This is a genomic window from Bartonella sp. B10834G3, assembly GCF_016102505.1.
GTDB classification, from domain to species: domain Bacteria; phylum Pseudomonadota; class Alphaproteobacteria; order Rhizobiales; family Rhizobiaceae; genus Bartonella; species Bartonella choladocola.
In genome coordinates this window covers 1-12,579 of record NZ_JACFOM010000001.1, presented here as the reverse complement: position 1 = coordinate 12,579, position 12,579 = coordinate 1, and the positions used below count along the sequence as shown (strand labels likewise).

Here is a 12,579-nt window from a genome sequence, read left to right as displayed (position 1 = left end):
TGATTTTGTTTCGGGAAACTACCGGTTCGAGATCTTGAATTGATTTTCAGTTGTAAACGGGAATTCTTCCTGTTCCGCTTATTTTGTAGGGCTTAAGGTGGTTAAAAATTCGATTCATCTGTAAAGGTCGGTTCTGTTTAAGCTTATCTCACGAATTTTCCGTTCAACAGTGCTTACGCTAAAGGATGACGGAAAGAATGCTCATTCTTTTTATTAGCAGGCTTGCCGGTGAGCCTTTTTAAACATCAATCACAAACGCTTGGAAAATTCATATGAGTGCCATTCCACGCGGTTAGATCTGCAGAGCGGGTCAGCCTTTGACCGATAAAGAACTATCGCTGCCTTTTACAAAAATTGCTCACACATAAATTGCTCACACATATTTTAAAGAACGGGTGAAGGAATGTCGCTAGAATATTTTGGGCTGCTTTGGCTCTTCCTGAAGAGAAAACGCTCGTGCGGTGCGCGGTGAATTTTACGGGTTAAAAAAATGGTCTTAGATAAGATGATTATTTTTGCGAGTTCCTGAAACCGCGCCTTCCGGATAAGGTATTAGTTAAAAAACCAGTCATTCAAACGGATAAAACTACAGGGAACAACGAGCAGGCACGCTCTAATGTTTAGTACTATCCGTCCACAGAAGATTTAGTTTTACCCGTCCATAGAAGGATAAGGGCAATAATAACAGGTAGCATAAAATAAGCGGGTAATGTTGCGGGATAAGCCCCGTATGAAACAAGAACGCCACCAATCACCGAACCTATTGACCCTCCGAGATATACAGATGACTGGTTTAAACCGACAGCCAGATTACCATCGCCTTTATCTTCCCTAAGTTTTATGAGTTCATTGTTCTGGGGCACTTGCAACGCCCAGCCAACCGCACCCCATATGACGAGGGGTAAAGCTATCAACGGCAGATAGATATGTGACAGCAAAACCAATCCCAGAAATGACAGCAAAAGCAATCCGAGAATAATGAACAGGATTTTCTTCAGATCATAGTCATCGACAAAATATCCGATCAGAATACTTCCACAAACGCCCCCTAAGCCCCAGTACCATAAATAAACCGTGACATAGGCCTCTTTATTTATGGCGCTCACAAATGGTGACAGAAAAGTATACATTCCCAAGCTTGATATTGCTGCAAAAAGAGAGATCAGTAAAACTCTCACGACAGGCCATTCGGATAAAAGAGCAAAACGGGATTTTTCGGATTTTATCATTGTTGATGGCAAGGCGGGTAAACATAAAGATAAACCGATGAGAGCGATACCACCAAGAATGCTCACGATTATCATAGCGCTTCGCCAACCGAAATGATCGGCTATAACGAGTGAAACGGGTACACCTATGACAGTACCAATTGCCATGCCCGCCATTATTGTTGAAATGGATTTGCCCTTGTTTTCGTTAGTGCTCAATCGGGTTGATGCTGTTATTCCGCAAGCAAGAAACGCACCTGCAGCAACTCCCGCTATAGCGCGAAGAATGATTAAAGAATAAAATTCCGGAACAATCACACATGCGGCATTGGCAATAACAAACACCCCAAGATAAACGCAGACATTGTTTTTAAGATCACGATGTCCTGTCATTCCCACCAGAACGGGAGATAAAAGACCATAGGGTAGCGTAAAAGCAGTTACCAACTGTGCGGACAAACCGATCGAAACATCAAAATCGTGACTAATCAGAGGGATCAAACCGGCTGTCATATATGATGAAAGCCCCAGGGCCAAAGCCGATAAGGATAAACAGACGAGTGATATTCTAATAGATGACATGTCGCAACGCTCTTTCTCATTCCGGTATTTTTTAGCTTTTAGCGTTGGCCGTTATAAAAATAATGAGAGCGGAACGTTTAAGACTTGAAATAGCGAATGGTAATCTAATCTTTTCAGGAAAATATCGCGGTATCAGAGCTTTCTTGCATGAAAGACTTCGCCCATATGCTCCAGAGCTATGATATGATGACCGGAATATCGACATGTAAAATCAAATATATTTTACCTTCCGTTTTTTCTCAACTTTAAACAGAAAATTATAAACTATTAGATCACCCATACTGTCAGACGGGGTGTTTATCGGACGTTATGATATGGGTAGAAAAAATATAATGAAAATTTAACAATATTTATAATATAAAAATAGCAATAATAATAATTTCATAAAAAATATAGTAATATTAAAAATTAAATATATTAAAACAATTTAATTATTTAATTATGATAACATGGGATATATATCAAATTGATTAGATGTATAATTTTTTTATGTTAAAAAATTATCTATAAAATATATTTTTTATTTATTATTATAAGGGTAAATTGTTAAATTTTCTAAAGTCGAATGATACGCAGTTTTTAAATTCATAGAGCCGGAAGGCTTGGAAAATAGATGGATTCATTTTCTAACAAATATAAAAAAAATATCAGTTAAATTTTTATCAATGCAAAAAAGGAGAAATCCATTCTTTGCCGCTTGCCTGCCGAGCGTTTAGGATTTTTGCCGGAAAACATTTCATTTGATGTTTGTGAAGAATGGATTTTTATAATGGCAGATAACCAGAAAAAGCTCGGCTTCTTTTCGCGCCTGCTTGATGCAGTACCAGCGGGAGAGCGTTACAAGTTGGCTGAAGAACAAATAGTTTTTGCGGAAAAATTGGGTTTTGAAACCGCATGGGTTGCTCAGCATCATTTTCATCCGCAAGAGGGTGGGCTTCCTTCACCTTTGGTTTTTCTTTCAAATATCGCAGCAAAAACCAAAAGCATAAAGTTGGGGACGGGTGTTATCACATTACCTATGGAAAATCCGGTACGTGTTGCAGAAGATGCAGCGGTTATCGATCTCTTATCCAATGGCCGTCTGGAATTGGGATTTGGTACCGGCGGAACACGCGAGTCATTTGAAGTGTTTGGCGTCAATCCGGATAAACGTGGTGAAGTCTATGGCCACCATCTCAAAGTATTGCGACAGGCTTTTGCCGGTGATGACCTGTTAAAAGGCAACCGGCTTTATCCAAGTGCGCCGCATTTGTTACGTCGTTTCTGGATGGCAACGTTTTCTCCATTCGGCGGTAAGCTTGCAGGCGAAACAGGTGACGGGCTGATGTTATCGCGTACCCAGCCACGTCCGGCGGATAACCCTGATGCCACGCTTGATGAAATACAAAATCCGATTATTGATGCCTATCTTGCAGCTCTGCCCGCAGGTGTCAAACCCCGTATTATGGCTTCTCGAAGCCTATTTGTCTCTCGCGATCGTAACTACGCCCTCAAATTGGCGGAACAAGGATTGAAAAAGGCGGCAGAGCGGTTGGGCAAAGCTATATCGAATGTTAAAGGGAACTCGCTTGAAGATCTTATTGTTGCGTTCGATCAACATGTCGGAACGCCGGAAGATGTTATTGAATCACTGAAAAAAGATACCTCGCTTAACCGTGCAACAGATGTTGTCTTTCAGGTTCACTCTGTTGATCCGCCGCACGAAGACATATTGAAATCGTTGGAACTGACGGCAAAAGAAGTCGCTCCTGCATTGGGGTTGACGCTTGCGACACATTGAAAGCGGATATGTCTGGAAAAGTTTTGCCATAAGGAAAAAGCAAATGTCCCGGTATGATATAATTGATGAACTTGTTGGCGTGCCATTGGAGCTACGCAAGCGTCGGCCAATTACCAAAGAACAGGCACAAAAGAGTTTTGACGCGCTGTTTTCAAATGTCAAAGATGGCGACTTTTCTTTGAAAGATCGCTTTGCAATTGCAACTTTTGTTTCCCGATTGCATAATTTTGACAGTGCCATCAAATTTTATGAAAACGAATTGAAAAAATTCCAACCGGATTGGGCGGAAGTCATTCTGGAGGCAGCAAATTCTGCAAAAAGCACAGGGCCGTTCGGCGACTATCCCGATGGCCCGCTCGTAAAAGAGAATACAACCGGAAAAACCTGGCGTGCTGAGGCAGAGGTAAAGAATTCTTTAGGAGAAAAGTTGGCAGCCGCATTGACCCATAGTCATCTTCTGGTTTTTCACCCGCGGGATTGTGAAGCAAGCCATCTTGAAGCATTGAAAAAAGCCGGTTGGAGCAATGATGAAATCGTCACTCTTTCGCAACTGGTTGCTTTTTTGAGCTTCCAGTTAAGACTTGCTCTGGGGCTAAAAACACTGGCAGCGAAAAAAGAAGCAAAGTAACGGCAAATTTCAAGCTTCGTTGAAAAGCTGCATAATAATCTCACTTTTATAATCGGGAATTGAGCAAGAATGAACACAAAGCCAAGTAATTCGACCAAAGAAATCAAAAGACCCAATGTCTTTACGCGCGACAACCTTGATTGGATTGCGTGGATCGAACCGGTTGCAGAAGAGAGTTTGAGCGAACGTCAACGTGACTCTTTGGTGGAACCGGCTCGCGCAAAATCCGGTTATTTCCGTTTGCTGGCGCGCGATCCCGATATATTGGAAGCGCGCACACGGACAGATAAGGATATTTTTTATAATACTGTCGATGGCTTGCCCCGTGCCGAGCGTGAGCTTGCAGCCGCTGCGACATCGCGCTTCAATGGCTGTATTTATTGTGCTTCCGTTCATGCCCGACATGCGGCTGTTTATTCAAAAAAACCGGCTGATGTTGATGAACTCCTTGATAAGGGCATCTCTGCCGATTTGGGGGAGCGCTGGAACGCCATTGTTTCTGCTGCGTCAACACTTAGTCAAACACCGCCGGTCTTTGGAAAAACAGAAATCGACGCGCTTCGCGCCGCAGGTCTTGATGATGATGAAATTTTCGATGTTATCCACGCTGTCAGCTTTTTTAATTGGGCCAACCGGTTGATGCTATCACTGGGCGAACCGGAACTTCAGCAAAAATAAAAACGTCTGAAGTTCATGCTTCGATCATAAACAAGCCGATTGAGGGAGAACAAAAGGCACACCCTCGGCAGGTATTTTGCCGACGGTGAGCTTGCAATGATAGATTTCACGCAGCATTGGCGTGGTCAGGACTGCTGCCGGCGAACCTTCCTTGACAATATGTCCATGGTCCATGACAATGATTTTGTCACTATAATGGGCGGCCAAATTGAGATCATGCAAAATAGCAATAACGCCGCCACCGGCTTTTGAAAAATCGCGTGCAATATCCATAACTGCGAGTTGATGATAGATATCCAGACTTGCAACCGGTTCATCCAGAAATAACCAGCGTGGAATGCCATTGAAAACCGGTTCCCAAATCTGGCACATCACGCGGGCAAGTTGTACGCGGGCCTGTTCGCCGCCCGATAATTCATGATAAAAGCGTCCCTCATAACCCGCCAAATCCACCTTCTCTAAAGCCATTTCAGGCAGTTGCTTTTTAATAAATTCGGGGTGGAGACTGTTTAAAAGACCGAGCGCTACGACTTCCCTGACGAGGAAAGGAAAACTCACATCGGTTGATTGTTGAAGTACCGCTCTTACCAATGCCATTTCAGACGGTTTTTTTCGGGCTATGTCGTCGCCGTTAATTGTTATTTTTCCGCTATAGGAAAGTTCGCCGCTTAAAGCTTTGACAAGTGTTGTCTTTCCCGAACCGTTGGTTCCGATAATCGTGGTTAGATGTCCGGCTTGTGCCTTGAAATTCAGGCTGTGCAATATATGGCTTTTTCCGAGGGTGAGTTCGAGATTTTCGGTTTCGATCATTGGTTGAAGTTTCCACGTTGTTTAAGCAAAACCCACAAAAAAAACGGGCCGCCGATCAGCGAGGTGATGATGCCGATAGGAAGTTCGGCCGGTGCCACAATGATGCGTGAAACAGTATCGGTTAGAATGAGCATGGAAGCACCGAGAAGAGCTGAACAAGGTATGAGAAAACGATGATCGGGGCCGATTGTGAGGCGTAAGATATGAGGCACAATAATTCCGATGAAACCGATATTGCCGCTTACAGACACAGCACCACCACACATAAAAGCGACAAGAAAAATCGTTAAATATTTCAAGCGTTGAACCTCGAACCCCAGATGTCCGGCAACAGCTTCGTCAAGCGATAGCGCGTTCATTCCGCGTGAAAGAAATGGTGCAATAAGAAGACCGGTTAGAATGAAGGGGCAGGCGATTGCAACACGTGACCATGTGGCACCTGCGAGTGAACCAAGGTTCCAGAAGGTTATATCCCGCAATTGATTATCATTGGCAATGAAGATGAGAAATCCCGTTAGAGCCGCACATAAGGCACTCAATGCAATTCCGGCAAGCAACATCGTAGCAACGGATGTCCGGTTATTTCTGGTTGCGATAAAATACAAAATAATGGTTGTCATCAAGCCGCCAAAAAAGGCACCGGTGACAATCGTGAAACTTCCAAGGACGTTTATGAAAAACGGGGGCAACAGGCTTGAACCAACAATGATGATAACGGCTCCCAATGCGGAGCCGGACGATACCCCCATAATTCCGGGATCAGCGAGAGGGTTACGGAATAAACCTTGCATAAGCACGCCGGAGATAGCGAGTGCAGAACCAACCAATGCGGCAAGAATAACGCGTGGTGGACGGATGTTGACGAGCACAAGATAATCACGCGATCTGGAGCTTTCTAAAAAGCCATTTTGTATAACCGATTTAAAAAAGTCGGAAATTGAAACTTTGTAGGCGCCGAGAACGAGGCCGCAATATAGGGACGTGAAAAACAATGCGACGAGTAAAATTACGGCTATTTTTCCCCGAATGCTGCGATCGCCTTTGACCGGACGATATGAAAACAATGTCGCTACCATGTTGTTTTGCTCATGCGTGCCTGTTCAGATAAAAAGTGCTCGAAAAACCTCGAAAAATAGCGAAACAGGTTTTAAGGAAACAGATGTTGAGCCAACCAATCCCTCCGGTACGATTTGAGCGGCCCAATCGCCTTTCGGCTTTACAATCCGGCATAATTTCGTCACTCGCTTTTATAGAGAGTTTGAATGACTTCACGTATGGCAAGAGGCGTTCTTGGACCAAAGCCTAATAGATAAAGTCCGTCCATTTGTTTTATTGCTTTGTTTTTGAAAGCAGGTGTCGTCTCGATTGCCGGTATTTTATATATATCGTCGACTGTTGTGCTCGTAGCGGAATGAGCCATCAATAAAATCAGATCCGGACGGGCTTCAATAATGGCTTCATCGGTAAGAAGCTTATAACCGTTAAAGCCGTCAATGGCATTTGTTGCGCCCGCCAGTTTGATAATACCATCAGCGGCGGTATTCTTTCCTGCCGCCATGAGACGACCATTTTGTATTGTCAAAACGAAAAGGATGCGTTTTGTGTGGGGTAAATCTTTTAATAGCGCATCGTTTTTTGCAAATTCTTCATCAACGGTTGCTATCAACTGTTGTGCTTTTTGTCCTTCATGCAAAGCATGACCGATTTTCAAAATCTTGTCGTTAATTCCTTCCCTTGTAAAATGTTCAGCGACTTCAAGCATCGGCACGCCGGCATTTTCCAAAATTTCGATTGTCGAAGCGGGGCCACTCTGTTGATCCAGCAAAATGGCTTCAGGGCGAAGAGACAAAATGCCTTCAGGCGATAAATTCCGCATGTAACCGACATCAGGCAGTTTTTGTGCTTCCGCCGGATAGGTGCTTGTTGTGTCGCGGGCGATCAACCGGTCACCGGCACCTAATGCATAAACAATTTCTGTCAATGTTCCGCCGATTGATATGATCTTTGCATTTTCAGGAAATTCATCGACCGGATTGGCTATCGCGATCACCGGAAAAAGCACAATGACAAGTGTTGATACAAACCAAAGAATTATGCCGCGCAGATTAGGCCGAAAAATATCCGGCCAAATAGAACGCGCATAATCGTTATCAGCGAAAACATATTTCATCGTTATCAATTTCCGTGAGTGTTATGCGACGGCCATTTCCGGCGCAGGAGGAAGCTCGCTTAACAAACTGCGCCAATCTTCACGCTCCTGTTCGCCTGCACTCCGTTTTCCGAAAAATTGAATAATCATTTCGCCATTCTGGTCGAAAACTTCCAAAGAACTGACATAACCGTCGCTGGTCGGTTTGCGTACATTCCAGATGCGTGAAATTCCCGATGTGAGCAGGTGAAGGTGAAATTTTTCATCCAGAATATTGAACCAGCCGTCAACTTTTTTGAGTTTTTCAACTTTTCCGGTAAAAATCTGGATGCATCCCTTATTACCCACAAAACACATGATAGGAACTTCCCGTTCGGCAGCACTTTGTAGAAGAATTTCGACTGAATCGGCACGTACTTCATTGGCAAATTCGCTACCAACAAGTTTGACTGCGTCGTGTCGGCCAATTTTTAGTTCTTTCAATATGTCATGAAGCTGGTGAACGTCGGTCATTTGCCGCCAGCGGTTGCGAAATTCTTCAATATCCGCATTGTGTGTCGACGAGTTATCATAGGGTGTCGCTCGTAAAACCTGCAATTGTTCCTTCGGCGCATCAACCTTTAAAAGGCCAACAAGTTTGTTCCATTCGTCAAGATTGGTTGTTGGTTCGGGATAGAGTTTGAAGACAGCCTCGCCATAAGCATCGAAAAACTGGAGGCTATCTACAATCCTGTCATGGACAGGCATGGTGCGCACGAACGCGAATTTCCAATTGTTTTGGAAAATGCGAAGGTCAATTTGGCCAAGCGTCATAGAAACGTCGCTTCCGGGGAAAACATTCTGGAAATGGCCTTTTTTTTCACTCACCGCATATTCATTGCGGGTAAGAGCCATTATTTCGCCAAGCTTATGAGCATTTTTTAGCAATAATGGAACGTCGACTTTGAGCCGTTGCGCTTTACCGGTCGAGATGAAAGCTTCAACCAGTTCAGCTTCCGAAATACCTATAGATTTTACAAATTCCCTATCCCGTAAATTCTTATTTTGCTCACGCAGTGAGAGGATAGTTCCGCTCTCCAGTGTCATGGGGGTTCGCCTTTCTATTTATTCAGAATAAGTTTTCCAAAACGGGTGATTTTCAGCCGATAAACGGCTCCTTCGTGATGGATCAACACTTCTTTGTTCGCGCCGAATAACGCTTTGCTTTCGATCATCGTTGAAGGTTGGTTCATCGGATCTCCCGATTGCAATTCAAGGTGTTCCTGCATCAGTTTGTACCTAACTTTTATAAACATGATAATTTTTATCATGTTTTACAAAATGGCAATACACTTTTTCGTATGGCCGGAAGTTGTTTCGTATGGCCGGAAGTTGGAATGTTCATTTTGTGTTCAAGTCACAGCTCTTGCAGCTATTTTCAGAAGCCGGATTGTTGAAGCCGGCTACCTCGCGATCGGGTTCGGTACGACCCGGCCCGCACCCGATCGCTGATTGCATCAGAATTTTTGTGTGAAAGATATTTTGAATGTGCGTCCGGGCTGACTGTAATAATCTTTCGGCGATGCCGGAGCCGAAGGAAGGTCGACTGCATTCCAATAACGCTTGTCAAAAAGATTATAGATGCCTGCTTGTAATCTGGGGCCTTTTTTGCCGAGAGGTTCCCACCAGCCGGTAAGATCAACAAGTGTATAGCCCGGAGTTTTTGCAAAATCGGAGTTTTCTTCAACTTTGTTGCGCTTTGCAGCAGCCGTCAACGAAACATCCGAACCCCATTGTTCACGGGCATATCCGACACCGATGATCCCTTTCAGCGCTGGTATGGAATTGAGATGTTCATCATTGTCGGTGTCTTTTCCTTCGGCATAGGCGAGAGCCGCATTGGTATGCCAACCGTTTGAAAAAACAATATGTCCTTTGGCCTCGATGCCGGAGATGCGAACGTGAGCACGATTGATATAATTCAAACGTTGAAGCATGAATTCGCGGTTCGCACCCAAATCGATTTCATCAATGAAATTGCGGTAATAATTCGAGAAAAGGCTGACAGATCCTCCAAGATCATCATTGCCGAGCCTTGCCCCTATATCATAACCGTTACTGGTTTCGGGTTTTAGGTCGGGATTGCCGCGTGTGTAATAAAAACCCGGATTGGTATAGTTCAGATAAAGCTCGGTAACGCTGGGAGCGCGAAATGCCTGTGCCCATTGTGCGTAAAGCGTGACATCGTTTCGTGTATCCCATTCTGCTCTAAGTTTTGGCGACAAGTGTGAATGGCTGTTATTCGGCGGGTAGCCCTCGAAACCTGCACCATGTTCATAAGCATAAGTGTCTTGCGGACGATGATCGTACCAATCGTAACGTAATCCGGGCGTCAATCTTAAACGGTTAGAGAGAAAGCCGATTTCATCTTCAGCAGACAAACCGAAAATGGTGCTGTCAGTATTCGGAGAATCCGATTGGTTGATGTGCATGAATTTGCATGCCATGAAAGGCCCTTTAAACGGCGGGGGAGGGCAGTTATCCGCTCCGGCAGCATATTGTTGGAATTTTGAAGATGATGCTTCGGTTGCCAACCGCAATGTGTGCGTTGTTGCCCCTGCTTCAAGTTTTTTCAGTCCGGCAATATTGATACCATAGTCTGTGTCGCGGATAAGGTTGTCCCGCATATAATAACCTTTTGGAATGGATATGCGGTCGGATTCCGATTTTTCATCAGTGCGTTGCCGTTGCCAATAAACAATTCCGTGGGCTTCATCAAGAAATCCGCCTCCATTATAGTCATAAGACAGTGAGAGACGCTCACGGCGTTTTTCATCATCTTCTGTTCCCGAACCGGGGCGGTAGGTGGATGTCGACAAATTGTAGGTATCAATGTCTTTGGAAAGATTGAAACGCTCGGCAGTGAAGCCGACCCGTTGGCTGCCATCGATATGTTGATATATTTTAAAAAGCAAATTATCCTGATCAAATGTTGTCGGGTTCATATCGACACGGTTTGCACCATATCCTCCACCGCTTCCGTTGTTTTCACGCTGTTTCCCGCGTGTATAGCCACCCTGGAACAAAGCGTAGGTCTGTTGTGCGCGCATTGCAAATGCTTCGTTTATGCGCCAACTGCGATCGGTTGAATCATAGCTGCCTTTGGTCAGGCTTGCCCAATTCTTGTCAGTTGTCAGAAGGTCTTCGGGATCAAGTGTGCGTAGTGCAACGACACCGCCCAATGCTCCCGAACCATAAAGGCTTGAATCGGCTCCATGAATAATATCCAACGTTGAAAGCGATGAAAAATCGAAAAGCGATATGCCATTTTTGACTTGTCGTGATCCGTCATAAAGCCAAGGAAGACGAATACCGTCGATCGTTGTCAGTACACGGTTCTGGTCTAGCCCCCTGATGTTGAAACTGTCGCTTGCAGAATTATAGTTGATAGCAGCATCAAGCCGATCAATATCATGAACATCGTCAACCTGTTTGTCGGCTATGTCTTTGGCAGTCTTACGCTCGGTTAAAATAGTCGCATTGTTGAGCTTCATTAATTCGGATTTTGATTTAACAATGACGGGATTGAGCTGCGTGCCGTTATTTTCCGCGTCCTGTGCAAAAACAGACATAGGACTTGCGATTGTCAGGGAAATTGCGGTTGTCAGTCCGCCTAATGCAGCACATGTTTTCAGTCTCGTCCCGATCTTAAGCAGCATTCTCTCGTCCCTCGCTTTTAAGAATAATATGCATTTGGAAGAAGCGCCTGGCTTGCTGGATTTTTAACCGGCTGGCTGAGCATAATTTTCAACGCCCCGAACGTTGATCGGTCGCTTATACAAAACATGATAAAAATATTCAAGAAAAAACATTTCATAAAACGGACTGACACGGGACAGTTCTTTTTATCTGTTTTTTTAAATGGACTGGAATACGCAGCCTCGACCATAAACGGGATGCAACTTACAAAAAGGTTTTTTGAACGGGTGACGTTTTATGGTCGTGAGTGATTAAAGCCGAAAAGGATAAAAAGCCGTTGTATGCGCAAACCGGTTTGATTAAAACAACTGCTATCGCACACGTCATAGGAAATGTTGATGTTCATTCGTAAATTTTTCTGGCCCTCACTTACAGTGATTGTTTTTATAATCGTTATGGGGCTGTGGTTCGGAATAGGGGGGCAGGAAAGACGTCTTTCCAATGAACTTCAAGAGCTTGGCGCGCAAACAAAATGGCTTTCTTACGATGTTGACGGATTTGATGTAACTTTACACGGTTATGCACCTGATAAAGATGCACGCGATAGCATTCTTGCAAAGGTAAAAGCATTCAGGAATATAGGGAACGTCGATTCAGACATCATTCTTCTGTCCGATCAGACAAATAATTATCTCATGTTTATCGTAGACGATGACGGTATCACCGTTAGAGGTACGATTCCGGTAGGTATGGCAAGGTTCACAGTGATAAACCTCATATCAGCACAAAAACCGGGTCTGATGGTCTATGACGAGTTGGATACGGGTGCCATTATGCCTGAAAAATTCAAACAGGCTTTTTCTTTTTTTCTGAATGTTTTGCCGCTTATGAAAAACGGAGTTATCGCTGTTAAGGACGACCAACTAACATTTGACAGGGTAACTCTTTACAAGCTCAAAAACTCCCGGAATAGAGATGAAAGCATAGCAATTCCGACAGATTTTACGATTGACGAGACATGCGTCTGGGACAAGCCGAATGGCGGCTATTGGCAAAATCCGTGCTT

At 44.2% G+C, this 12,579-nt stretch carries 11 protein-coding genes; 4 read left to right on the top strand and 7 right to left on the bottom strand.

Annotated features, from left to right (window positions below; genetic code table 11):
* Positions 1-626: 626 nt before the first annotated feature.
* On the bottom strand, positions 627-1,790 hold the full coding sequence (locus tag H3S94_RS00055) for an MFS transporter (RefSeq protein WP_198239951.1): 1,164 nt from the start codon (positions 1,788-1,790) through the stop codon (positions 627-629).
* A gap of 769 nt (positions 1,791-2,559) precedes the next feature.
* On the opposite strand from H3S94_RS00055, the gene H3S94_RS00050 reads away from it, so the two are divergent.
* The 3 genes from H3S94_RS00050 (at position 2,560) to H3S94_RS00040 (ending at position 4,876) form a co-directional block, all read left to right on the top strand.
* The gene (locus H3S94_RS00050) at positions 2,560-3,570 is read left to right on the top strand and encodes a putative FMN-dependent luciferase-like monooxygenase (protein WP_198239950.1); all 1,011 of its coding nucleotides are present in this window, start codon (positions 2,560-2,562) and stop codon (positions 3,568-3,570) included.
* A gap of 43 nt (positions 3,571-3,613) precedes the next feature.
* Positions 3,614-4,198 (top strand): CMD domain protein, encoded by a 585-nt coding sequence (locus H3S94_RS00045; RefSeq protein WP_198239949.1) that lies wholly within the window; start codon positions 3,614-3,616, stop codon positions 4,196-4,198.
* Positions 4,199-4,267: 69 nt separating this feature from the next.
* Entirely contained in the window at positions 4,268-4,876 is a 609-nt protein-coding gene (locus tag H3S94_RS00040; protein WP_198239948.1) for an alkylhydroperoxidase domain protein, read from the top strand.
* 24 nt (positions 4,877-4,900) lie between these two features.
* Here H3S94_RS00040 and H3S94_RS00035 read toward each other — a convergent pair whose 3' ends face one another.
* From H3S94_RS00035 to H3S94_RS00010, 6 genes are all read right to left on the bottom strand, one after another.
* Positions 4,901-5,686, bottom strand: a complete 786-nt coding sequence (locus tag H3S94_RS00035) for a heme ABC transporter ATP-binding protein (protein ID WP_198239947.1) — start codon at positions 5,684-5,686, stop codon at positions 4,901-4,903.
* On the bottom strand, positions 5,683-6,762 hold the full coding sequence (locus tag H3S94_RS00030; protein ID WP_077991603.1) for an iron ABC transporter permease: 1,080 nt from the start codon (positions 6,760-6,762) through the stop codon (positions 5,683-5,685). The genes H3S94_RS00035 and H3S94_RS00030 overlap by 4 nt, the downstream gene beginning before the upstream one ends.
* A 161-nt stretch (positions 6,763-6,923) precedes the next feature.
* Positions 6,924-7,856: a hemin ABC transporter substrate-binding protein gene (locus H3S94_RS00025; RefSeq protein WP_077991604.1), complete on the bottom strand. Its 933-nt coding sequence runs from the start codon at positions 7,854-7,856 to the stop codon at positions 6,924-6,926.
* Positions 7,857-7,877: 21 nt separating this feature from the next.
* Positions 7,878-8,921, bottom strand: a complete 1,044-nt coding sequence (locus tag H3S94_RS00020) for a hemin-degrading factor (RefSeq protein ID WP_077991606.1) — start codon at positions 8,919-8,921, stop codon at positions 7,878-7,880.
* Between the two features lie 14 nt (positions 8,922-8,935).
* Positions 8,936-9,103: a hemin uptake protein HemP gene (gene hemP / locus H3S94_RS00015; protein ID WP_077991609.1), complete on the bottom strand. Its 168-nt coding sequence runs from the start codon at positions 9,101-9,103 to the stop codon at positions 8,936-8,938.
* A 228-nt stretch (positions 9,104-9,331) separates the two neighbouring features.
* On the bottom strand, positions 9,332-11,533 hold the full coding sequence (locus tag H3S94_RS00010) for a TonB-dependent hemoglobin/transferrin/lactoferrin family receptor (protein ID WP_077991613.1): 2,202 nt from the start codon (positions 11,531-11,533) through the stop codon (positions 9,332-9,334).
* A 378-nt stretch (positions 11,534-11,911) separates the two neighbouring features.
* Between H3S94_RS00010 and H3S94_RS00005 the strand changes: the two genes are divergently transcribed.
* On the top strand, positions 11,912-12,579 hold a 668-nt coding region (locus H3S94_RS00005; protein WP_198239946.1), incomplete at its 3' end, for a hypothetical protein.

Coding starts and splice junctions, on each gene's coding strand:
- H3S94_RS00055 (WP_198239951.1), bottom strand. CDS start 1,790: ATGTCATCTATTAGAATATCACTCGTCTGTTTATCCTTATCGGCTTTG.
- H3S94_RS00050 (WP_198239950.1), top strand. CDS start 2,560: ATGGCAGATAACCAGAAAAAGCTCGGCTTCTTTTCGCGCCTGCTTGAT.
- H3S94_RS00045 (WP_198239949.1), top strand. CDS start 3,614: ATGTCCCGGTATGATATAATTGATGAACTTGTTGGCGTGCCATTGGAG.
- H3S94_RS00040 (WP_198239948.1), top strand. CDS start 4,268: ATGAACACAAAGCCAAGTAATTCGACCAAAGAAATCAAAAGACCCAAT.
- H3S94_RS00035 (WP_198239947.1), bottom strand. CDS start 5,686: ATGATCGAAACCGAAAATCTCGAACTCACCCTCGGAAAAAGCCATATA.
- H3S94_RS00030 (WP_077991603.1), bottom strand. CDS start 6,762: ATGGTAGCGACATTGTTTTCATATCGTCCGGTCAAAGGCGATCGCAGC.
- H3S94_RS00025 (WP_077991604.1), bottom strand. CDS start 7,856: ATGAAATATGTTTTCGCTGATAACGATTATGCGCGTTCTATTTGGCCG.
- H3S94_RS00020 (WP_077991606.1), bottom strand. CDS start 8,921: ATGACACTGGAGAGCGGAACTATCCTCTCACTGCGTGAGCAAAATAAG.
- hemP (WP_077991609.1), bottom strand. CDS start 9,103: ATGCAGGAACACCTTGAATTGCAATCGGGAGATCCGATGAACCAACCT.
- H3S94_RS00010 (WP_077991613.1), bottom strand. CDS start 11,533: ATGCTGCTTAAGATCGGGACGAGACTGAAAACATGTGCTGCATTAGGC.